The sequence below is a fragment of the Ottowia thiooxydans DSM 14619 genome, assembly GCF_000422885.1.
In the GTDB taxonomy this organism is placed as follows: domain Bacteria; phylum Pseudomonadota; class Gammaproteobacteria; order Burkholderiales; family Burkholderiaceae_C; genus Ottowia; species Ottowia thiooxydans.
On the sequence record NZ_AUGX01000037.1, the window covers coordinates 15200 to 37388 of the forward strand.

A 22189-nucleotide genomic window follows, 5' to 3' on the forward strand; every position below is an offset into this window, starting at 1 on the left:
TGGGGTGAGGGCAAGCGGCGGTAGATTGTTGGCAGCGCTTGATAGCTACCTTCTGCTCTTCTCTTGAGGTCGGAGGCCGGGAATTGCGCCCGGCGGCGCACCTACTTGTTCTTTGCTTCGCCAAAGAAAAGTAGGCAAAAGAAAGGCGACCCCAAGTCCGTGTCCCTGCGCTGCGCTCCGGGCACCCTCCGGTGCTCGGTCAAAGGGCGGTGCGGCAAAACTCTCTTCTTTCGCTTCGCTCTCTACGTTCAAACAACTGCCGCAAGCTAGTTCACGAAGCAAGAGCATCTTGCAGTGCTCTTGCCCGCCCCTTGCCCTGCGCTCCTCGGCACGGCCAAAGGGGTGGGATACCCACTCGGGCCATTGCTGCGCTCGGCCCTGGAGATATTAGTTCCCCTTGCCGGGGAAAGATAAATTCAACCCCTGAAAAGACTGGCCCTGGGAACGTATTCACGTCCTCAGGTGCAAGCCATCAACCTCAAAAGTCCGACAAACTCAGCCCTATGTTGAACACCGTGCGCTTGAAGTTGTAGTCAAGCAAAGTATCTCCATAGCCATGAAAAACCGAGGTGTAGAGCTTCAGCCCAGAGAAACTATTCCCCAGGCCATCGCCCAATGACCGGGTCCATTCCAGCTTGCCGGATCCGCGGCGGTTGAATCCTGCGTAGGTCAGCCGCAAGCTGTTCTGCGAACTGACATTCCAGCGCACGTTCAGATCTCCGTGGCCCAGGAACCGGGTGATATCTGGGTTGTTGTCTTTTGCCGCTGATTCCGAGAAACGCTTCCACAGGCGCAACTGCACGGCCCACGTGTTGTCTTTCTCGATGCCGGTCATGAGGTAGGCACGGTTCCAGCTGCGCGAGAGCGGGTCGCTCTGGCCATTGGATTGATGCACCACGCCCAGGCCCGTATAGCGCCAGAGCCAGCCGCCCGGGAGTTTCGCAGTGGTGGGGTAGATGTAGATCAGCTCAGGCTGATGGTCTGTGTTGCGAAACGGGCGGGACAAGGTGCTGTTGAACACCTGCCAGTTCGATTTTTGCGTATAGGCTACCCAGAGCGAATCACGCAAGGTGCCACCCGCAGGTGTCAGTATTCCGCTGGCCAGTTTGGTCCGCACGGAGAGCGACAAGCTCAGCTCGTGTGTGCTGTAGTCAATGGGTGAGGTGGCGCTATTGGCGGGATTGGGCGAGGTGGGTTGCCGATTGATCCGATTGCCTGCGGACAGGGTGACGGTGGTGGGGTGAAATGCACGCAGGCCAAAGGTGGGGCAGCTGGAGCCGGACTCCAATTCCCAGAAACGCGAAAACTCGGAGAACTGGCGGTCGCGGCAACCCTGTTCCAGTCCTACGCCCACAATACCGGCAGACGCAGTGAGCGATCCGGCCTCTGGCGCGGATGGCTGAGTGCTCGCCAGAGCGCGGGTGACATCCTGACGCAACGTGGCGCTGGCCGCACCGGGTGTGGCTTGCAGGTTGGGTGATTCGGCGACCGAGCGGGCTTTTTCCTGCACCGCTTGAAGCAGCAGTTGCTGGCTGCGTGCCCAGTCATCAAAGCACGCGAGGCGTTCAGTGTCTGGCTTGCCAGAGCACTGCTGCCAGGCCAGCGTGGCTTCGCTGGCGGCGCGGGGTGTGAGGTCAACAGCGGCCGGCGTTTCTGCGGCCACCATGGCGGGATTCAGATGCAGGACGGTCAAGGAGGCGGCCCACGCCAGGCGCGATAAGCGCAGAGTCCGGGGTGGCGTGGTGTCGACGTTGGAAGTCATTAAATCAAGTACTCGTTGTTTCGTCTGCGCTGGCAGGTGTGCGACGCCGGAACATGCCATAGCCGTCCATCATCAGCACCTGGTCACCGTGCTGGTTGAACATTTCCCACAAGGTGCGCGTCAGGCCCACATCGGGGCGCGATTTCATAGGCCGCGCTTCGGTGATGCGCTGGTGCAGTGTCAGTGTGTCACCGGGATACACGGGTTTGAGCCATTTCACGCCCTCCAGGCCAGGCGAGCCGAGGCTGGATGATTCGTGCAGGAAGCCGCGCACCATCAGGCCCATGGCCATGGAGCAGGTGTGCCAGCCCGATGCGCTGAGCTTGCCGAACATCGATTTGGCGGCGGCTTCCTCGTTCAGGTGAAAGGGCTGCGGATCGTATTTGGTGGCAAATGCAATCACCTCGTCATGATCGACGGTGATACTGCCAATCTCCAGCGTTCTGCCAACGGGCAGGTCTTCCCAGAAATACTTGATGTTCGTTTGCGGATGAGTAGACATGGTGTTCAACGGGCTCCTGAGACGTCTATGAGAGACATGGTGGTGTAGCTTGCCGCATCCGACAATAACCACACAATGGATTGGGCGACTTCTTGCGCTGTTCCACCACGCTGCATGGGAATATGGTGTTTGAGTTCGGCCACACGATTGGGTTTGCCACCACTCGCGTGAATCTCGGTTTCGATCAAGCCAGGCCTGACAGCATTGACGCGAATGCCATCGCCTGCCGTTTCCTTGGCCAGGCCAATGGTAAAGGTGTCTATGGCCGCTTTACTGGCTGCGTAGTCCACATATTCGTTGGGTGATCCCAGGCGCGCCGCCGCGCTGGATACGTTGACTATGCTTCCTCCAGAGCCGCCGTACCGCGTGCTCATGCGCCGCACTGCCTCACGCGCGCAGAGCATCGAGCCGATCACATTGATCTCAAACATGTGCCTCCACCGTGCCACGCTCTGTTCCGCGACGGGTTGGGAAACATCCACCACGCCCGCGTTATTGACCAGCCCGGTCAGGGGGCCCAGCTTGGCATCGATGTGCGCAAACATGTCCATCACCTGTGCTTCGTTGGCCACGTCCGCGCGAATCGCAATGGCATGGGCTCCGGCGGCGCGGATGGTGCGCACCACTTCATCGGCCGCGAGCGAGTTGGCCGTGTAGTTGACCGCCACCGTCCAGCCCTGTTGTGCGGCCAGCTTCGCCGTGGCAGCACCGATACCTCGGCTAGCGCCGGTGATCAGCAATACTTTGTCCATGTCCTTGTTCCTGCAAGATCTGATGTGATTTTCTACAAGTCCATCGCACCTTCCATGGAGTCATTGGAACGCGCTTTGAAGGGCAACTTGAAACAGGCGGTGACTGAGGCCTGAAGTGAGCAATACCCTGAGTGTCGCTGATCCCTGAAGTCCATCAGCCCGCATCGATGATTGGGAGAAAGGAGCGTGCTGGTGCTCAGCGACGCTTCAAAACATCTCTTCGCTGGCGAGGTGGCGTAGAAAGCTGCGGGCTGCGGTGGACAGCTTATGTCCCCGAGCCGTGACAATGTCCACGGTGGATTGCTCGCATACCGGGTCTCGCAACTCCGCAGATACGATAGAGCCAGCAGCCTCTTCTCGCGCGAAAGTGATGCGCGGCATAAAGCCCACGACATCGCAGTTCTGTACCAATGACTTGATGAAATGCAGCGAGTTGGATTCGTGCTGAATCTTCAGAGGTACCTTGGCTGCCTGAGCTGCCCGCTCCACCAGGCGCCTGATGCCAAAAGTGCGGTCAGGTAGTGCCATGGGCACTCCCACAAGGTCCGTCATTGCCAATGAATCGCGACCAGCCAGCGGATGCCCCGGCCGCATGATCACTCGCATGGAGTTCGACACGCGACCACGGAGAATCAAATCGTCCCGGCTCGATACGCCAAACACCAACCCGATCTCTGCTGCATCAGTCACCACCTGTTCAGTGATCTGGTGCGTCCCAAGGGTATTGACCTTGAATTGAATACCGGGGTGCTGTTTGATGAAACTGGCCACCTTGGCGGGTAGAAAATCAAAAATCGTGCCCTCGGTTGCCGCGATGCGCACCGTCCCCTGTGCCAGTGTGCTGAGGTCCTCGATCTCGGAGCGAGCACATTGGAGATGTCCGTTGATTGATTCGACATAACGCAGCAACACTTCGCCTGCGGCCGTCAGTGCCATGCCATGCGGGGTGCGCTCGAAGAGCTCCGCACTCAGCTCTTTTTCAAGGTTGACGATTTGTCGGCTCACGGCACTGGGAGCCACAAAAAGCTTGTCGCAAGCCTGCCGAATCGACCCGTTGCGAGTGACCGCTTCGAAATACTGGAGAGAGACGGGTTGGAGCATGTAGCGAAGATAAAACACGTTCAGGAGTGTGCGTGCAAGTTTCGTTCCATCTTCTACAGGGTGCAACCGAGGATTCACCTAGTCTTCAATTATTGGGTGAGCTTGAGAGTGTTCTATTTTTGCGATGCACGGGTTCGCATTCAGCAGGGGTTCAAGCAGCGATCTGTTTGCTAGAGTGGCCTACAGTCTTTGTAGCTGTGTTCCCCCTTTAGGAGATACGCGTATGAAATTCGGCATCTTTCGTGTGTTGCGTACCAACGCCATCGTGTGCGGTCTAGGGCTGGCAGCCTTCGGCGCAGGACTGAGTGCGATGGCCCAGGATGTGGTCCGCTTTGGGGCGCCACTGCCTCTGACCGGCGCATTAGCGCCTGAGGCACTCAAGCAACGCCAGGGCTACGACCTGTGGGCCGAAGAGTCGAACAAGAAGGGGGGCATCAATGTCGGTGGCAAGAAGTACCGCGTCGAGATCGTTTACTCCGATTACCAGTCCAATACGCCTCGCGCCGTGCAGACCGCAGAACGTCAGATCACTCAGGATAAAGTCGACTTTCTCTTCGGTGCCTTTGGTTCGGGTGCAGCCAAGGCGGCTAGTACAGTAACCGAGCGCTACGGCCGCCCGAGCATCGCTTCGGCCGCGTCGGCCGAACAGGTTTATGACCAGGGCTACAAGTACCTGTTCGGGACCTTCACACCGAACAGCACACTCACCAACCCGCTCGCGGATATCGTGAAGACCAAATTGCCGCCCAATTCCAAGGTGGCTATTTTGGCGCGCAACGACCTGTTCCCCCTGTCTATCGCCCAGGAGATGGAGAAGTCTGCGAAGAGCCGGGGTTTCAACGTGGTCTTCTCCGAGAAGTACGCCATCAATACCATGGACCACTCGGCCGCTCTGGCGCAGGTCAAGGCGCAAAACCCGCAGTGGATCTTCATGACGGGATACATCAACGATCTGGTACTGCTGCGCAAGCAAATGGCAGACCAGCGTATTACGGCTGAGGTTGTGACGATGATTGCCGCGCCCGCGTACAAGGAGTTTATTGATGCGGCGGGTCAGGGTGCAGAAAACATCAGTAGCGCCGCATGGTGGCACCCAGCTCTGCGCTATCAGGGCACGGACATATTCGGCACCACCGAAAACTACGTCAAGGCTTTCGAGGCCAAGTACAAATCGACGCCGGACTATGCCCAGGCTTCAGCGTCGGTGGCCGGTGCGCTTTTCCAGATGGCCATCGAGAAGGCCGGCACGCTTGATCCGGCCAAGGTGCGCGATGCACTCGCTGCCCTCGATGTCATGACCTTCTGGGGACCTGTTCGATTTGGGCCTACAGGCCAGATCAACTCACTGCAGCCACCGGTGTTCCAGATCCAGAAGGGAAAACCCGTAATAGTGTTTCCCGCCGAGGCCAAGCAAGGTGAATTCCAGATGGGCGTGAAGTAATGCTTCAGCAGGGCCGCTCACAAGTCTCGGTGTCCCCACCAATGGAAACCATTCCTCAGGGAGCGGCTGCATGCTGATCGCACAGGTTTTGTTGAATGCTGTGGTGCTGGGCTGCCTGTATGCGGCCATTGCTGCGGGATTCTCGCTCGTGTGGGGTGTGCTCAACGTCATCAACCTGATGCACGGCTCCTTCATTGTGCTGGGGTCGTACCTGGCCTGGTTGGCCTATAACGCCCTGGGCCTGGACCCCTGGTACGTGTTGATCGCTGCTGCGCCCATCTTCTTTGTGCTCGGTTATGGACTTCAGCTTGGTTTGCTCAACCGCGTGATCGCTGCGCCAGTGCTGGTTACGCTGACCATGACCTTCGGCATAGACCTGATCCTCAGCAACAGCATGATCAAGGTTTTTACAGCGGATTTCCGCAAGCTGATTCTCGATCCCCCATTGGGCGTGTGGCAACTGGGGCAACTGGTCTTGCCGGTCGATCGGGCACTGGTGATGGTGCTGGCGCTGGCATTGACCGGGTTGCTGTACCTGCTGCTGCGCCATAGCCGAATTGGACGCGCCATCATCGCGGTGCGCCTGGACCGTGATGCGGCTCGCTTGATGGGCGTGAACGTCAATTTGGTTTATGCCTCTGCGTTCGGTCTGGGAGCGGCCATGGCGGGCTGTGCGGGTGTGCTGCTCGCCATGATCTTTCCAATTTCCCCGTTGACGTCCTCCTCCTATCTGGGAAAGGCTTTCGCGGTGTGTGTGCTGGGTGGCTTGGGCAGTGTCCCAGGTGCTGTGGCTGGAGGCCTGTTCCTGGGTTTGCTTGAAAGCTTTGGCGCACTTGCGTTGGGCCCTGAACATGGTACGACCCTGTCATTCGCTGTGTTGATCGTCTTTTTGCTGGTACGGCCCCATGGTCTGTTGGGCAAACGGGGGTTCGAATGAAGCTGAACGCGTATTTCTTGATGCTCGGGTTGATCGTCCTGGCCGCGATGTTGCCCTGGACGGACAGCGCCTATCTGATGCGGTTGGGCACTCTGGCTGCCATGTATTCGGTGTTGGCAGTGTCATGGACCATTGTGGGTGGGTTTACTGGCTATCCGTCGTTTGCCACGGCGGCCTTCTTTGGTCTTGGGGCGTACACAGGCGGCATTCTGGTGGCTCGCGGGTGGCCACTTCCACTGGCGGTGCTTTGTGCAGCGTTACTTGCTTTTGTGCTCGCGCTCTCGTTGGGCTCGGTATTGCTGCGTCTGAAAGGCCACTACTTCGCGATTGGTAGCCTGGCTGTTGTGGAGGTGTTGCGCGAGCTCGCTAACTCGTCGACTGAGCTCACGGGTGGCGGAATGGGTTTGAATGTCCCTATGAGCTCCGGCAGCAGCATCGCCGCGACGGCTTCGCTCTTCTACTGGTTCATGTGGGCACTGCTTCTGCTGTGCTTCCTGGTGGCACGTTGGATCGAGCGGTCCAAGTTGGGTTTTGGCCTCGCCTGTATTCGCCAGAACGAGGCCGCCGCGGACATGATCGGCGTCAACGCCACGCTTTACAAGAGCCTGGCATTTGGCTTCTCGGCCATTTTCGTTGGTGCCGCAGGCGCGGTGTATGCAGCCTGGGTGAACTACATTGAACCGGCAGACGTGTTTGATGTGCTGTTGTCGGTTAAGCCTATCGTCATGGCGTTGCTTGGTGGCTTGGGTTCGGTTAGCGGCGCTGTGGCTGGTGCATTGGTTTTTCTAGGGTTGGAGGAGACACTGTGGCGCAACATGCTGGAGATGCATTCAGCGGCGCTGGGTGTCCTTGTGGTCTTGTTGCTGCTTTTCCTGCCACATGGCCTGGTGTCCTTGCCGCGTCGTCTGGCGCGCCGAGCTTCGGGAGCTTCTCATGACTGAGGTGCTCACACTTGATTCAGTGTCCAGGCGGTTTGGTGGCCTGCAAGCACTTCAGGACGTATCGCTGCGTCTGCACGAAGGAGAAGTGCTGGGGCTTATTGGTCCCAACGGTGCTGGCAAGACGACACTGATCAATGTCATCACGGGGGTGCATCGCGCCAGTAGTGGCCGGGTCGTGTTTCAAGGCGAGGACATCACCTCGCGCAAGCCTTACCAAGCCGCCCGCATGGGCTTGGCTCGCACCTTCCAGATCGTGCAGCCTTTTCCGGAGCTCAACGTACTGGACAACGTGGCCTCCGCGGCCCTTTTTTCTCAGAGTGGGCTCTCGGTGGCAGGAGCGCGAAAAGCGGCAGAGGGACACCTGGAATTCGTGGGACTTGGGTCCGTATCTGATCGTCCTGCGGCGAGCCTCACTCTGGCTATGCGCAAACGTCTCGAGCTTGCCAAAGCGTTGGCGATGAAGCCCAAGATTCTCTTTCTTGACGAGGTGAACGCCGGGCTGAACACTGCCGAGGTCGAGCAAGCCATGACCTTGATTCGCACGCTTGCGGAGCGAGGCCTGACCATCGTGGTGATCGAGCATTTGATGAAGGTCGTGGTAGACACCTGCTCGCGGGTTGTCGTGCTTCAGAACGGCCGCTTGATTGCAGATGGCCTCCCCCATGACGTCGTGCGCGACCCGCTTGTCGTGGAGGCCTATCTCGGGCAGAAATATGCGAAGCTGGCGCAGCAGTTCGCGCAAGGAGAACAGCGATGAGCGGGACGACGTTGCTGGAGGTGCGCGCGGCACAAGCTGGCTATGGGCAGGTGAATGTGCTCTGGGGCGTGGACCTTACATTGAAGCAGGGTGAAATCACGGCATTGATCGGCTCCAACGGCGCAGGAAAGTCCACCTTGATGCGCGTGCTTTCAGGCTTGGTGGATTTACGCGCGGGCGAGTTGCATTGGGAGGGCACCAGGCTGGGAGAGGGGGCGATGCCAGCGTCGCTGTTGGCATTGGGAATTGCGCACGTTCCGGAAGGACGACGTCTGTTTGGTGCCATGAGCGTGGAAGACAACTTGCTGATGGGTGCCTACGCGCGCAAGGCTGATCGCACCACGATCCGGCGAGACATGGATCGGGTGTATGCCGTCTTCCCCAAACTCTTCGAGCGGCGCGCTCAAGCGGGCGGTACCTTGTCAGGTGGCGAGCAGCAGATGTGCGCCATCGGTCGAGGTCTGATGAGCGCGCCCCGTCTGCTGATGATCGATGAACTCTCTTTGGGGTTGTCGCCTTTGTTGGTAGATCAGTTGGTGCAGTCGCTGCAACTGCTCAATCGCGAGGGCCTCTCTCTTCTGGTCGTCGAGCAAGACGTGGTCACGGCGCTTGAACTGTCGAGCACCGCCTACGTGATGGACACCGGGCGAATCACTCACCACGGACACAGTGCCGCTTTGCTGAAGGATCCCGCTATCCGGGAGGCCTATCTGGGCAGCGCCTACGCCTGAGGGCTCCGGCCCTTGCGCATCGAACTTTAGCGCTGCCCTTCACTTGAATTTTCCTGTCTGAACTCACCGGACCATCCGGTGGGGCGGACTCTCACGTCTCATTTTCAAGGAGTTACATCATGGCCGAGGTCATCGCTTTCAATCCAGGCAACTATCGATATGTGCGCGGAGTGCGCCAGTACTCCTGCGGGGTCGCCGCTGAGCCGGGTTACAGATTGGAGCGTGCACGCTTCTCACGGCCATTGCCTCTCAAGGAAGGGTTCGAGCGTATCGCCGCTCACCTCCAGGCAAAAGGGCGGCCGTTGACGGCATTTGCAGCCTGTGAGCTGCGCTCGCCCGCGCCATTCACAGAAGAGGGCTTTCGCGCTTTCAATGATGTCTACATCGGCACACTGAAAACCTGGGGAATCTATGAAGAGGGCGCAGACAACCCGGTGGCGCGCAGCAATGTTTGCCCGGAATTTCATAAGCCCGCCGAGCCCTCGCTGTACGCGTTCAGCTATACCGTGGTACACGAGGGCGCCGTGCCCTCATTCGTGGTTGCTGGCAGCGCCGAAGCCCTTGAAGGCAAAGGCGATTACCGCGACAACTGTGTGCGTCTGGGAGACATCTCTCGCGAAGGCTTGTCTGAAAAGGGTCGCTGGGTATTGGGTGAGATGAGCCGCCGAATGGAGGCGCTTGGCTTCACTTGGGATGACACAACAGGAGTGCAGTTATATACGGTGCATCCCATCCAGCACGTCATGCTGCAGGAAATGGCGCCACAAGGAATTGCGCGCAACGGCGTGGACTGGCACTTCAATCGTCCGCCCGTTAAGGACCTGGAGTTTGAAATGGACTGCCGTGGCGTGGCCTCGGAATGCGTATTGACCGTTTGAAAATTGGATTGATTGGTCCTTTGAACTGGAGCTGATTCTTATGAAATACCTGCGTTACGGGCCGATTGGCCAGGAACAACCCGGTCTGCTGGCACCCGATGGCACCTTGCGTACTTTGGTTGGTCTCGTGCCCGACATCGACGGACCTAGCATGGCATCGGGTGCGCTCGAGCGTGCTGCTGAAGGCTGGCAAGAATTGCCGCTGATCTCGGGTTCTCCTCGCTTGGGGCCCTCGGTGGCTCGTGTGGGAAAGCTCCTGGGGGTGGGCTTGAACTACGCGGACCACGCCGCGGAATCTGGCATGCCAGTGCCTGAGCAGCCTATCCTCTTTTTCAAGGCCACATCTTGCATAGTGGGGCCGAACGACAATGTTCAAATGCCCCCTGACAGTCAGTCTCTGGATTGGGAGGTCGAGCTGGGCATTGTGATTGGGCGGGAGGCCTCGAATATCAGTGTGGCGCAGGCGCGTGAACACATCTTTGGCTACTTGATAGTCAATGATGTTTCAGAACGCGACTGGCAACTCAAACACTCTGCTTCTCAATGGACCAAGGGCAAGAGCCATGACAGCTTCGGCCCACTCGGACCATGGTTGGTAAGTCGCGAGGAGTTGACGGACCCAGGTAATCTGGACATGAGCTTGAGTGTCAATGGCGGCATCATGCAAAAGGGCAATACGCGAACCATGATTTTTAACGTCGACCAGATCGTTGCCGACATATCGACGTACATGCGTCTGGAGCCAGGCGATGTGATCGCCACCGGCACGCCTCCCGGTGTAGGCATGGGAATGAAACCTCCTCGGTACCTGCGTCGTGGTGACGTCATGGAGTTGACGATTCAAGGCCTGGGAACTCAGCGCCAGTTGGTGGTCTGAGGCTTTTTTGAATCGACAGGAGGCAACGAGACACAACGAGCCAGAGTGGTGACCTGTCCCAGTGAACCCCAGGCCCGCTATCAATGACGGAATTGTGAAGCCGATTGCCACGAGCCTGGTGCGGTGGATTTCATCAACTGAGCGCCATTCTGGAGGACTTTCTGTTGTACGCTTTCGCGAATAAAGGCACACTGCTCGCTCGATCGACTCAGGGTGATTCACCGATCACCGCTTCGCGCATCATTCGAGGCCAGCCCCGCTGGCCCGTTGCGAGGCCTACGGACATGTTCTTGAGACGTTCGTGCGAGCTAAGAAGGTGTGAATGAATCCGGCGGGCATGAGGGATTCGTTCACACCTTCTCAGTGCTTCATCCGCAGTTGATACAGGAGAAAGACATATATGGGACAGTTCATTGAATTGAAAGCCGCAGACGGCACCACCATTCCCGCCTACGTTGCTGAGCCATCGGGCAAGCCCAAGGGCGCCATCGTGGTGACTCAGGAAATCTTTGGCATCAACCAGCACATCCGTGAAGTGGCCGATGGCTATGCCGCTGAGGGGTACCTGGCTGTGGCGCCTGCCACGTTTCAGCGTGTTCAGGCAGGGGTCGAGCTGGGCTATACAGAGGCGGACATGGGCGTCGGCTTCAAGCTCAAGCAAGCCGTGGAGGCCTTGCCTGCTCCAGGCGTGATGCAGGATCTTCAGGCCGCCATTGACTACGCAGCCAGCAAGAGCGGTGGCAAGGTCGGCATCGTGGGCTATTGCTGGGGCGGTTTGCTGACCTGGCGTGCGGCCAGCACCTTGAATGGACTATCGGCCGCTGTGCCTTATTACGGCGGAGGCATGACCACTCCTGAGGAAATCGCTCGCCAGCCCAAGGTGCCCGTACTGGCGCATTTCGGTGAGCGGGACCACTGGATTTCGGTGGAAAGCGTAGAAGCCTTCAAGAAGGCCCACCCTGAGGTCGAAGTGCATCTCTACGCAGCAGACCACGGTTTCAATTGCGATCACCGTGGATCCCATGATGCCGCAGCCGCCAAGCTGGCGCGTGAGCGCACCTTGGCATTCTTTGCTCAGAAGCTGGCGTAATCGCGCTTTTGAGACTTTGGCAAGTCATGATAACTACCATTTTGACTGAGTAAATAGCCGTTCGGGCTAAGCAAATACCCGTTCGGGCTGAGCTTGTCGAAGCCTTGCGCAACGCTCCGGCAAGCTCAACGCGAACGCTGGTAGTTTGCTGTCATGAATTCCGAAAACGTCAGTAGAAGGTTTGAATGAATCCGGCGGGCACCATGTCCCTGGAACAAGTACCGGCATGAGGGATTGGCTAGCACCTTCTCATGTCTTACGACGTCCCGGCTTCCTTGCGCAGACAGGTAATCAGCGCATCCAGCGCCGCTGTCGCACCATCGACATCGCGCGCGCGTAGGCAATCCACGATTTTCCGGCGAAGTGGGAAGACATCCGGCCTCGGCGGTGTCGGCAGCACGTGAGTCATACGTTCCCGAAGCACGGCCGTCATGGTTTGGGCCATGAGCGTCAGCGCTTCGTTGTGGCCGGCCTGCGCGATCGATGAAAAGAATCGGGCGGTGGCGTCTATGCGTTTTGGCAAGGCGTCCAGATGCTGATGCTGCTCGATCTCGTGCACAGCGGCTTCGATCGCATCTACTTCTTCGGGGGTTGCGCGCTCACAACCCAGCCGCAAAAGCGTGCCATAGAGCGCCCGATAGGCTTCGTCGATGTCGGCAGTATTGAGTTTTCCTTCAAGCACCAGCTTGCGGAGCGACTCCGCCAGCATCATGTAGGCGCCTTTGTAGAACACCAGCGCGTGATCCGCTGAATCAGCGCCCATGTGTTTGACTTCACCGATGAAGATGGTGTGATCACCTGCTTCATGGCGGGCATGCACCTGACATTCAAAACTGGCCAGACAGCCGTCAATCAGCGGCGTGCCCAGCGGGCCAGCGCGCCAGCTCACACCTTCAAATTTGTCAGCAATCTTGCTGGAGGCGAAGCGCCCGGACAATTGATCCTGGCTTTGCGACAGGATGTTGATGGCAAACGCATCAGCCTCCATGAACCGCGCCAGCAAGCTGCTCGCGTTGCGCAGACTAAAAAGAACCAGCGGCGGCTCCAGGGAAACCGAACTGAACGAATTGCAGGTGAGGCCCAGGGGGCGTCCGTCGTGGTCGCTGGTACTGATGATGGCCACCCCAGTCGGGAAGCAACCCAGCAACTGGCGGAACCGTTTCTGGTCAATGGCCTCGGTGGGGAGGGCGGTTTGGCTCATGGCGTAGGCGTCCCTTGGCGCTTGAAGAGTTGAACGATGTTGCCTTCAGGGTCACGCAATGAGAGTACCGCACCGTGCGAACCCATGTCGCGCATGCCCAGGACTTCCCCTCCTGCGGCGGTAATGCGCTCATGGGCTTGCATGAAATCCTCCACCTCGAACACCATGACCACGCCTGAGCTGGCCGGTGCGGCCTCCTCACGGCATGCCAAGGCCACACTGGTATTGCCTACGCCATACTGGATCCAGCGGTCCTGGTCGCGAAATTTGAGTGTCAGCCCCAGGGCGGATTCGTAGAAATGATGCAACTCAGCGGGCCGCTCGGCTACTACGAATACGTTTTGCAGGCGTTTAGGTGATTGCATGATGGGCCTTATGGGGAAGCAGGTTCGTTGCTTTGGGTGCGAGCGTGCTCTGCTTCGTTGTACAGATTGACCAGCCCCGCTTTCAGGAACCCGCCGTCGACCACGATGTCCTGGCCGTTGACATAGGCAGACGCATCGCTCGCCAGAAAACCGACCGTACCTGCGACGTCCGATGGCAAGCCCAGGCGCCGGGCTGGAATTCGGGCGGTGCGGACCGCAGCAGCGTCGCCGCTGTAATGCACTTCAGACAAGGGGGTGCGGATCATGCCGGGGCTGACAGCGTTCGCGCGGATGCCGCGTGGCCCCCATTCCACCGCCATTTGCGTGGTGAGGGCTTTGAGCGCTGCCTTGGTGGGGCCATAGGCGCCCACACGAGTGGCCACCTGTGCGGCGATTGACGCCACGTTGATGATGCTGCCAGATTGCTGTTCGAACATCATGGGCACGACAGCCTGCGCGCAAAGCAGTGCACCGCGCAGGTTCACCTGGAATATGCGGTCCCAGAGGGCGATTGGTAAATCCTCCAGGCCTACGACTGCGGCGCTGATCCCGGCGTTGTTCACCAAGACATCGCAACGGCCATACCGGGTACGGACCAGCTCACCCATTGCAGAGACAGAAGCCGAATTCCCAATATCGCATTGCAGGGACAAGCTGCCATCGGCCTCTATGGGCGCGGCGGGGTAGCTGATGTCGAGCTGCACGAGCTCAGCGCCCATGGCCCGAAGCTGCTCACATATGGCCAGGCCCAAGCCTCCGGAGGCGCCGGTGACCACGGCGACTTTGCCCCTCAAGGCGTTGCTGTCGAACGAAGCGGATGAGAGCATGGGGTGGCCCTGGGTAATTGTTCAGCACGCGGTGCAACGCGGCCGTTTGGCTGGTTTGTTGGCCGTCAAGGCCGAGCCTGCGCCCGCCCGCTTGCTCCGGGGCGTCCACCAAGCGCTTGCCCGCAGCGTGGGTGGTAGAGACCGCCCACGCTTTTAGACCTTACTTGTCTCGCAGATCGGTGGTCTTGGCGAGTCCTTGCCAGATCACCGCATCGGCTTTGATCGATTCAGCAAATTGTTTGGCTGTGCGATTAGGCGGAACGATCATGTTCTGCGCCTCGATCTTGGGGCGCACCTCAGCGCTTTGCTGGATACGGTTGATTTCCGTAGCCAGGCGGTCAATGATGGCTTGGGGCGTGCCCTTCGGCACAAAGATGCCGTACCAGCCGTCTGCATCGAACGTAAATCCTTGCTCGGTCAAGCGAGGCACGTCCTGCGTGGCTGGCCAGCGCTGTGATCCCGTGGTGCCCAAAGCGACCAACCGACCTTCGCGAATGTGCGGAATCGGCGAAGCGATGTCAGTGAAACCAACGCTGATGTTGTTGCCGATCAGGTCGGTCACTTCCTGAGGAATGCTCTTGTATGGCACGTGCGGCATGTCCAGGCCATAGCGAGCCTTGATGCCTTCCATCGCCAGGTGCCCGGAGGAGCCGTTACCCCAGGAGGAGTAAGGGAGCTTGCCAGGGTTGGCTTTGGCATAGGCCACCATGTCGGCCAGATTCTTGAAGCCGGTTTTGGGGTTGGCGACCAGCAAAATGCCTGCGGCTCCAACCTGCGCGACGGGGATCAAATCCTTTTCCGTGTCGTAGGGCAGCTTCGACTGAATAACCGGGTTGATCAGGATGGCGGAGGAGGGGGCGAGTAAAAGCGTGTAGCCATCACCGGGTGCTTTCGCTGCCTGATCTGCAGCGATGATCCCATTGGCGCCGGGCTTGTTGTCGATGATGATCGGTTGCTTGAGGATGCCCTGCAGCGGAGTCGCAATCAAGCGGGCGAAAATGTCGCCCCCAGCGCCCGGTGCGCTCGGCACCACAAGGCGAATAGGTTTGGATGGCCAGTTGTCCCCTTGGGCCTGGGCCGGAGCCACCGCGCCAGACAGCAGGGTGCCCAGGAGGGCGCTGGCCACCACGATTCGGCGGTTGATCAGGTTTTTATTCATAGTTGTCTCCTTACGACTACTGACTTCAAGATTCGGGAATGGCTTAGGACCCAAGGTCCTTCACGCGGCAGTGGCGGTATCCGGCTGCTTATTGCGGCTGAGTTCCTTTTGAACGGCAGGGATGATCGTGCTGCCCCATAGTTCGATCTGTTTGAGCATGGTCTTCTGATCGAAATCGCCCAGTTGCGTCTGAATGGCAATGTGCTTGGGCTTCAAAATGCTGATTTCCTCCAGTAGCTTGTCGATCACCTGATTGACGGAGCCTACGGGCAGGTTCTCGCGCAGTTGCTCCATCGTTGGGTCGGTAGGCGAAGGCACTTCCTTGACCATGTAGCCATCATCGGATTGCGCACGACGGTATTTCAAGCTCTCCGAAATGCGGCGCTGAAAGCGGGCGCAATTCAGATAGGAGTCGATTTCAGCCTGGTCGTCGGAGGCATAGGCGCAGCGCAAGAAGCCAAACTTCACGTCACGATCCAGGTCGGCGCCATTGTCCTGGGCCACTTTGTCCAGCCGTGCTCGTAAGTCGGTGATGGCCTGGTTGCCGCCCAGCAGCGCGGTCACGAAAAGGTTGTGGCCCTCGCGCACGCCGCGGCCCAGCGCCACCGGATTGCCCGAAGTGACCCAGATCGGAGGCATGGGACTTTGCACAGGACGGACCGCGACGGAGCTCGGCGGCATCTTGAGAAATTTGCCGTCGTATTGCACGATCTTCTGAGTCAATCCCATGGGGATGATGTCCAGGAACTCGTTGTATATCTCGGCGGCGTCCTGGATCTTCACGCCGAAACGCTCGAATTCAAACTCCTGGTAACCAGAGCCCACACCCAGGTCCAGGCGACCGTTGGAGACGATGTCCGCAAATCCGACCTCGGCCAGGAAGCGCGCTGGTTGATACAGAGGGAGGATGCAAACTGCGGTACCCAGGCGAATGCGCTGGGTCTTGGCCGCCATGTGAGCGACCATCATGAGCGGCGAAGGCGAAAGCGAATAGTTGTTAAAGTGGTGCTCTGCGTACCATGCGTTGGTAAAGCCCGCTTGTTCTGCGGTGACTGTTTGCTCGATCGAGTTATGGATGACCTGCTGGGGGGTTTGGTGGTAACCCCGTTGTTGGGCCAGGATGAATACGCCAAAGTCCATGTACTGTCTCCAGAAATTTTTGCGTTGCTTTGATATGCCGCAAATTCTATGGAGACAGATGAATTTATCTATCGCCAATATTGAAGTTCAGAACTGCGTGAATTGGAGGAGTCATGGATAGATTGCGGGCAATGGAGCTTTTTCTATCCATATCGCAGACTCAGAGTTTTTCGGAAACGGCCCGCCAATTCGGCATCTCGGCCACCGCTGTGTCGCGGATGATCACCGACCTCGAAGACGATTTGAACGTCAAGCTGTTGCTGCGTTCCACACGCCAGGTGGTGCTGACCGAATCTGGCCAGGAGTACGCGAAGCAGCTCGAAGGTATTCTTTTTCAGATCAACGAGTTGCGAGGCAGCATCACGGCGATCAGCCATGCGCCTCAAGGTCTGTTGCGTGTGCATTCGCGTGTGATGTTCGGGCTGGGGGTGCTCCCTCAGTTGATCGCTGATTTCCGCAAGCTCTACCCTGATATTCACATCGAGTTGGTCCTGGCAGAGTCTCAAGCCGATCTGCGTCGCAGCCAGATCGACATTGATTTCCGTATCTCACCTCCGGTGGAGGCGGGCGTCAAGCGCCGCATGCTGTTTGAGAGCCACCGGTATCTGGTGGCCTCTCCGGCCTATTTGTCGACAAGGCCGCCCCTGGTGGTGCCTGAAGACATCCTCTCTCATGAGTGCCTGGCTTACTACCGCCCTGGCGATGAGTACACGTGGCTATTCAAGCAGGATGAACAGCAGAAAACCATGGCCTTCAAGCCCCGCCATGTCAGCAACAGCGGATTTGCTCTGCTGGAGCTGGCCCGGCTAGGTGAAGGTTTGGCCCTGCTGGACGACTACACCATCCATGACGACATTCTTCATGGGCGCTTGATCCGCATATTGCCGGACTTCCGCATCACCAACACAAGCTTTGGCCAGGGCATGTTCGCCACCATCTCTGATACGCCGATCGTTCCAGCCAAGATCCGGTTGTTTTTAGACTTTGTGGCGGAACACGTGGCCGGACCGGAGTTGCGGTTCACGGCACATGCCAAAAGCGCTCGGTTGCTGGTGAAGGCGAGCTGAACGCTATCCGGGATAGATCTGGAACCTGTTTTAGAGCGGGAACCGGCACAAAGGACGGGCCATGCCCTGAAAGCCCAGTCCGGTGAGCTTGAGCACTCCGCCATCCATTGGCCCCGAGGCGCTGAGGCGTCCGCTGTCACTGATGCTGGTGATGAAAATATCGCTCATATCGGGTCCGCCAAAGCACAGGGCAGTGGGGTGCTTGACCGGCAGCTCGATCTGGTGGGTGGGCACACCTGATTGATCAAAGCGAATCAAAGACCCCGCACGAACAAGAGCGGTCCATAGCCCGCCCTCGTTGTCAAAGCAGCAGCCGTCCGGGCTCGAATGATAGGGCTCGGTGTTTACAAACACCTTCTTGTCAGACAGCGTGCCGTCAGCCGCCATGAGGTAGGAATAGATGCAATGAGCCGCGCTGTCGGCCACATACAGGCGCCCGTTGGTCGGGCTGATGCAGGGGCCATTGGTAATGCCCAGGCCAGTGTCTACCTTGTGGAGTTTCAACTGGGTATCCAGTCGGTACAGGCCCCCCAGCGGTTCCTCGCCGGGCTCGCGGGCCAGATGCATTGTTCCTGTGATGAAACTGCCGTCGGGTAAAGCAATGCCGTCGTTCAGGCGCAGATTGGGGTGAGAGCATCCTATGTGCGCCAGCATGCGCAACTCGCCGGCGGGCAGACTCATGGCGGCAATATGTTCCTTCATTGCAAGAACAATAGCGCCGTCTTGGTTGAACGCAAAGGATCCCAGCGGGGCGGGTGCTTCGTGGCGTGCAGTAACTGCTCCGGTGTCTGGATTCAGCGCGAACACCAGGCCCGCACGGCAGTCCATCAGCCAAAGCTTCTCTTCAAACCAGGTGGGGCATTCACCCAATGCTGTTTTTAATTCCCCCAAACGTTGAATGTTCACTGCTCGCCTTTGCACTGTTGCGATAAATAGATTATCGAGACTTGGATATTAGATTTAATCGGTGGCAACAAGGGGACAGTGCGAGAAACGATTGCTGCAATTTTTGTAAAACTCTCCCGCGCAAACACTTGCAATACGCGGTTCACGTGTGTCCTAGAATATTTTTGGATACGACCGTAAGGCTGAGAACCCCTTTTCTGCCTGTAGTTGTCCATTTGCCAGGCCCATGATGGCAGGTGGCGCCAGCATGCCCTTCAATCTATTCAACCTTATCTAAGCACGCGATGCAGACCGTTTTGATTACCGGGGCAGCTTCCGGAATTGGGCGTGACACCGCTCGCTTGTTCGCCAGCGCTGGCTGGCAATGCGTGCTGGTCGATCGCAATGTGCAGGCTTTGGAACAGGTGGTTCAAAGCCTGCCCGTGCACGGAACAGCTGCGCATGTGCCGCGTGTCATCGACTTGACCGACCGGCAGCAGATTGAAGCACTCGCGCAAGGCACGCCAGCCTTGGACGCCATCCTGAACAACGCAGGCATGACCGAGCCGTCCACCCTGCCTTTGATTGAGCAGACACCAGAGCAATTGCAACGCCTGCTGGCGCTGAATCTCGCGGCACCCGCCGCAGTGGTCGAAGCCTGCGCTGGTCTTCTTCGTCCAGGTGCTCGAATCGTGAACGTGTCGTCCGGCGCTGGCCTGGCAGCCATTCCCTGGCGAGGCGCCTATAGCCCCAGTAAAGCTGGCCTCATCGCCCAAACCCAAGCGCTTGCGCAAGCACGGCCCGATCTGTGCGTGACGGTGCTGGCCCCCGGATTCGTGCGCACCGAACTGGTAGAAAACCTGATTGCAACCGGCCGCCTGGTGCCTGAGGGCGCGGTGGCGAAGATCCCGCTGGGACGTATGGCAGCCCCCATGGAGATGGCGCAAGCCTTGTTCTTTCTGGCCAGCGACGGCGCCAAGCCTTTCAGCGGGCAAATCCTGGCGCTCAATGGAGGCTCCTCCATCTATGGCGGCAGCCGGCCGTTTGCACCCACCACCATTGACACGCTCCCATTGGATTTGCCAGTGAAGTTTGAAGTCCGTGGCGACCATGCCGAGCCGTGGAGAGTCCGGGTCGAGGAGCCCACGGGGCCTGTCCGTTACGAGGCTTGTCTGGACTCCTCCGCTCTCTACGCCCCTGCTGGCGGTTTGTTGCAAGCGGTGCACGCAGCGGCCACACATTTCGCCAACCGCCATGTTCAACAAGCCAGCCTCACCGTGCTGTTGCCCTCACGCTCAACTGTCCGTTGGCAGGATGCGGGCGATGCAGCGGCGGCCCGCATGCTGTTGTCTACCCTGGCCTGCGAATGGGGCGCTCTTGCGCTCCGCATCAACGCCATCGAAGTGCCCGAAGGCCTGGACCCGCAGCAATTGCACCCCTTGCTCGTCTACGTTGGTGGCTCCGCCGCGCAGTACCTGACAGGGCAGACTCTGGTTTGTCACGCCCCAAGCTCAGTGCCAACGCCGTGACCAAGGCCCCTGACACCGCCGAGGCCGAGCGCGCTCGAATCAAAGACTTCTTTACCGAAGAGCGCGGCTACTGGCGCCCCTGGACTGAAACCGTGCTTCAGGCCAACCCCGGTTTTGTGGAGCAGTATGCGCACTACGCAGGCTATCCTGCGCGAACGGGGCCATTGACGCCGCGCATGGTCGAGCTGATCTATGTGGCACTGGACAGCTCCTCTTCACATCTGTTTGGCTCCGGCTTGCAAACCCATATGCGAAAAGCGTTGGAGCAGGGGGCGACGCAGGCGGATATCTTTGACGTGCTGCACCTGGTGGCCGTACAGGGCGCAGCCAGCGTCTGCCAGGCAGCCGAGATTTTGGCCGAGTTGGCAGGGCCCGATCAGGCTGAGGCGCTGGATGCAGACCTGCTGGCGCGCATTGACCAGCTAGGGCCGGAGCATGCGCTCACCTTGCATGCTGTGGCGCGGATGGATTCTGGTTATGCGCGTGTGCTGCTTGATTTCATCGAACACGGCCGGCCGGCTGGCGGTTTGAGTCCCGAGGAACGCACTCTGGTGCAACTGGCGCTGCATGCCTGCTTCACGGCTTTCAATCCCGAGGCTACCCGGAAGATAGTGGCCGTGGGACTCTCACAAGGTGTCTCTCAGGCTGAAATGCTGCAAGCCATTCAATTGGGCGCGCATTTGGCCGTACACGGAACGGCCTTGGGTGCCAACACGTTTCGCGAGCTCAGGGAGGCTCCCTAACAGTCCTTGCCAGATAGCAGGGTCAATTTCGGGTCCTGCCGGGGAAACTCCTCTTCCAGATACGCCAGCAGCGCCGTCAGTGCTGCGCTGTTGTTGCGGCGCTGTGCATACGCCGCATACAGCCATATGTCTTGAGGAATGAACCGATCCAACACGGGCTTGAGCGTGCCCTTTTCAAGCTGCTCGGAGACTGAAAGCCGCGCGATGTAGATCACCCCCAGGTCGTGCATTGCCAAGGTCACCATAGGCGCCAAGCTGGTACTTTCCACATGGGGGTCCAGCGGTATTTCGAAGCGCTTTCCGTTTTCGATGAATATCCATTTGGGCACTTCGCCAGACTGCACCACGGCAAGCGTCTTATGCGCTGCCAGGTCTCTTGGGTGCTTGGGCTCACCATGCTCGGCCCAATAAGCGGGTGTGGCCACCAAGACGCGGTCAATGGGCATGAGGCGGCGCACGATCAGATTGGCATTGGGCACAGGGCCCACGCGCAACGCAATATCCACGCCTTCTTCGGCCAGATCGATCACTCGGTCAGTCGCCCGCAGATCCAGCGACACCGCCGGATGACGCACCAGAAAGCGCGCGAGCAATGTCGGTAACTGCGTTTGCAGCAAAGGATGCGGCAAGGTCAATGCCAGGCGCCCGCTGGGCGTATTGGCTCGGTCATGCAGCTCCCCAGTGGTGATCTGCACTAACTCCAACACGGGGCCGGAACGCTGAAGAAGCAGATGGCCCGCGTCGGTGAGGGACACCTTGCGCGTCGTGCGGTTGAACAGCCGTACACCGAAACGAGCCTCCAACGCAGCGACGTATTTGCTCACGTTGGCGGGCGACATATCGAGCGCGCGCGCCGCTGCGGAAAAGCTTCCGCGCTGCGCTACTTCGCGAAAGGTTTGAATCAGTTCGAGAGAGTCCATAGCCTAGATTATTTCCTAAAAGGAAAAAGTCCTATTCCAGGAAGCTGGTTTGAAACCATCTCACCGAGGCGCAAACTTCGTCCTACGGAGCGGCGATAAGCCTCTTAAGCAAACAAACCACTCCGCAGAGAGCCCGGGCCAAAGGAAAAAGACACGGACTCGATGGAACGGCTGATGAACAGCCTCCCTGTACGAACCTAAAGGAAATTGTCATGAAAACCAAGAACATTGCCCTCGCTACTCTGCTTGCCACCGCTTTTGCTGGCAATGCCTTTGCATTCCCGGTATCGGGTGAAGGTCCCTTGTTTCAGACCGAAGCCGTAGCCGCCAGTACCACCAGCCGAGAAGTCGTCCGCCAAGACGCAGTTGCTCATTTCCCTGCTGCTGGTGTTCAGAATGCTGTGGCAGCCAACCGTGCCGCCCCAAGCCAGGTCACCCGCGCACAGGTGCGTCAGGAAACCCGTGAGGCGGTGGCTCATGGAAACTTTGCTAAAAGCGGCGAGATGAGCTGATAGTTGCCAGAACTGCAAGCTGCCCTGAGCAGCTGAAAAAACGAGATGCAGGTCATCTCGTTTTTTTTGGGG

General features: G+C 58.7%; 23 protein-coding genes. 12 read left to right on the plus strand and 11 right to left on the minus strand.

Features of this window, described 5'->3' with window-relative positions; all coding sequences use genetic code 11:
* Positions 1-478: 478 nt before the first annotated feature.
* The 4 genes from G518_RS36325 to G518_RS0121865 all read right to left on the minus strand — a co-directional run bounded on the left by G518_RS36325 (position 479) and on the right by G518_RS0121865 (position 4117).
* On the minus strand, positions 479-1762 hold the full coding sequence (locus G518_RS36325) for a phospholipase A (RefSeq protein WP_051237246.1): 1284 nt from the start codon (positions 1760-1762) through the stop codon (positions 479-481).
* A 4-nt stretch (positions 1763-1766) separates the two neighbouring features.
* A complete protein-coding gene (locus G518_RS0121850) occupies positions 1767-2264 on the minus strand; it encodes a MaoC family dehydratase (protein WP_028604358.1) in 498 nt (165 codons plus the stop codon).
* Between the two features lie 5 nt (positions 2265-2269).
* On the minus strand, positions 2270-3016 hold the full coding sequence (locus tag G518_RS0121855; RefSeq protein WP_028604359.1) for an SDR family oxidoreductase: 747 nt from the start codon (positions 3014-3016) through the stop codon (positions 2270-2272).
* Positions 3017-3223: 207 nt separating this feature from the next.
* Positions 3224-4117, minus strand: a complete 894-nt coding sequence (locus G518_RS0121865; RefSeq protein WP_211231751.1) for a LysR family transcriptional regulator — start codon at positions 4115-4117, stop codon at positions 3224-3226.
* Positions 4118-4340: 223 nt separating this feature from the next.
* Here G518_RS0121865 and G518_RS0121870 point away from each other — a divergent pair, with 223 nt between their 5' ends.
* The 8 genes from G518_RS0121870 to G518_RS0121905 all read left to right on the plus strand — a co-directional run bounded on the left by G518_RS0121870 (position 4341) and on the right by G518_RS0121905 (position 11769).
* On the plus strand, positions 4341-5558 hold the full coding sequence (locus G518_RS0121870) for an amino acid ABC transporter substrate-binding protein (RefSeq protein ID WP_028604361.1): 1218 nt from the start codon (positions 4341-4343) through the stop codon (positions 5556-5558).
* Between the two features lie 70 nt (positions 5559-5628).
* Positions 5629-6495 (plus strand): branched-chain amino acid ABC transporter permease, encoded by an 867-nt coding sequence (locus tag G518_RS0121875; protein WP_028604362.1) that lies wholly within the window; start codon positions 5629-5631, stop codon positions 6493-6495.
* On the plus strand, positions 6492-7436 hold the full coding sequence (locus G518_RS0121880) for a branched-chain amino acid ABC transporter permease (RefSeq protein ID WP_028604363.1): 945 nt from the start codon (positions 6492-6494) through the stop codon (positions 7434-7436). The genes G518_RS0121875 and G518_RS0121880 overlap by 4 nt, the downstream gene beginning before the upstream one ends.
* On the plus strand, positions 7429-8193 hold the full coding sequence (locus G518_RS0121885; RefSeq protein WP_028604364.1) for an ABC transporter ATP-binding protein: 765 nt from the start codon (positions 7429-7431) through the stop codon (positions 8191-8193). The genes G518_RS0121880 and G518_RS0121885 overlap by 8 nt, the downstream gene beginning before the upstream one ends.
* Complete coding sequence (locus tag G518_RS0121890) at positions 8190-8924, plus strand: ABC transporter ATP-binding protein (protein WP_028604365.1); 735 nt, start codon at positions 8190-8192, stop codon at positions 8922-8924. The genes G518_RS0121885 and G518_RS0121890 overlap by 4 nt, the downstream gene beginning before the upstream one ends.
* 119 nt (positions 8925-9043) lie before the next feature.
* The gene (cnbZ, locus tag G518_RS0121895) at positions 9044-9802 is read left to right on the plus strand and encodes a 2-amino-5-chloromuconate deaminase CnbZ (protein WP_028604366.1); all 759 of its coding nucleotides are present in this window, start codon (positions 9044-9046) and stop codon (positions 9800-9802) included.
* 40 nt (positions 9803-9842) lie between these two features.
* A complete protein-coding gene (locus tag G518_RS0121900) occupies positions 9843-10679 on the plus strand; it encodes a fumarylacetoacetate hydrolase family protein (RefSeq protein WP_028604367.1) in 837 nt (278 codons plus the stop codon).
* 400 nt (positions 10680-11079) lie between these two features.
* Positions 11080-11769: a dienelactone hydrolase family protein gene (locus G518_RS0121905; protein WP_028604368.1), complete on the plus strand. Its 690-nt coding sequence runs from the start codon at positions 11080-11082 to the stop codon at positions 11767-11769.
* Positions 11770-12025: 256 nt separating this feature from the next.
* Here G518_RS0121905 and G518_RS0121910 read toward each other — a convergent pair whose 3' ends face one another.
* From G518_RS0121910 to G518_RS0121935, 5 genes are all read right to left on the minus strand, one after another.
* Positions 12026-12970 carry a flavin reductase gene (locus G518_RS0121910; protein WP_028604369.1) on the minus strand — a complete coding sequence of 315 codons (945 nt, stop codon included), beginning with the start codon at positions 12968-12970 and terminating at the stop codon, positions 12026-12028.
* A complete protein-coding gene (locus G518_RS0121915; RefSeq protein ID WP_036595612.1) occupies positions 12967-13335 on the minus strand; it encodes a VOC family protein in 369 nt (122 codons plus the stop codon). Before G518_RS0121915 ends, G518_RS0121910 begins: the two co-directional genes overlap by 4 nt.
* Before the next feature lie 8 nt (positions 13336-13343).
* Entirely contained in the window at positions 13344-14162 is an 819-nt protein-coding gene (locus G518_RS0121920) for an SDR family NAD(P)-dependent oxidoreductase (RefSeq protein ID WP_051237248.1), read from the minus strand.
* A gap of 160 nt (positions 14163-14322) precedes the next feature.
* Entirely contained in the window at positions 14323-15321 is a 999-nt protein-coding gene (locus G518_RS0121930; protein WP_028604372.1) for a Bug family tripartite tricarboxylate transporter substrate binding protein, read from the minus strand.
* A gap of 60 nt (positions 15322-15381) precedes the next feature.
* Positions 15382-16461, minus strand: a complete 1080-nt coding sequence (locus tag G518_RS0121935) for an LLM class flavin-dependent oxidoreductase (RefSeq protein WP_028604373.1) — start codon at positions 16459-16461, stop codon at positions 15382-15384.
* A gap of 113 nt (positions 16462-16574) precedes the next feature.
* On the opposite strand from G518_RS0121935, the gene G518_RS0121940 reads away from it, so the two are divergent.
* Complete coding sequence (locus G518_RS0121940) at positions 16575-17528, plus strand: LysR family transcriptional regulator (protein WP_028604374.1); 954 nt, start codon at positions 16575-16577, stop codon at positions 17526-17528.
* Positions 17529-17558: 30 nt separating this feature from the next.
* On the opposite strand, the gene G518_RS0121945 is transcribed toward G518_RS0121940, so the two are convergent.
* On the minus strand, positions 17559-18434 hold the full coding sequence (locus tag G518_RS0121945) for an SMP-30/gluconolactonase/LRE family protein (RefSeq protein ID WP_028604375.1): 876 nt from the start codon (positions 18432-18434) through the stop codon (positions 17559-17561).
* A gap of 284 nt (positions 18435-18718) precedes the next feature.
* Here G518_RS0121945 and G518_RS0121950 point away from each other — a divergent pair, with 284 nt between their 5' ends.
* On the plus strand, positions 18719-19942 hold the full coding sequence (locus G518_RS0121950; RefSeq protein ID WP_028604376.1) for an SDR family NAD(P)-dependent oxidoreductase: 1224 nt from the start codon (positions 18719-18721) through the stop codon (positions 19940-19942).
* A complete protein-coding gene (locus tag G518_RS0121955; protein ID WP_211231752.1) occupies positions 19939-20685 on the plus strand; it encodes a carboxymuconolactone decarboxylase family protein in 747 nt (248 codons plus the stop codon). The genes G518_RS0121950 and G518_RS0121955 overlap by 4 nt, the downstream gene beginning before the upstream one ends.
* Here the strand turns inward: G518_RS0121955 and G518_RS36330 are convergent.
* Positions 20682-21605: a LysR family transcriptional regulator gene (locus G518_RS36330; protein WP_051237250.1), complete on the minus strand. Its 924-nt coding sequence runs from the start codon at positions 21603-21605 to the stop codon at positions 20682-20684. The genes G518_RS0121955 and G518_RS36330 overlap by 4 nt on opposite strands.
* Before the next feature lie 212 nt (positions 21606-21817).
* On the opposite strand from G518_RS36330, the gene G518_RS0121965 reads away from it, so the two are divergent.
* The gene (locus tag G518_RS0121965) at positions 21818-22117 is read left to right on the plus strand and encodes a hypothetical protein (protein WP_028604378.1); all 300 of its coding nucleotides are present in this window, start codon (positions 21818-21820) and stop codon (positions 22115-22117) included.
* Positions 22118-22189 lie beyond the last annotated feature (72 nt).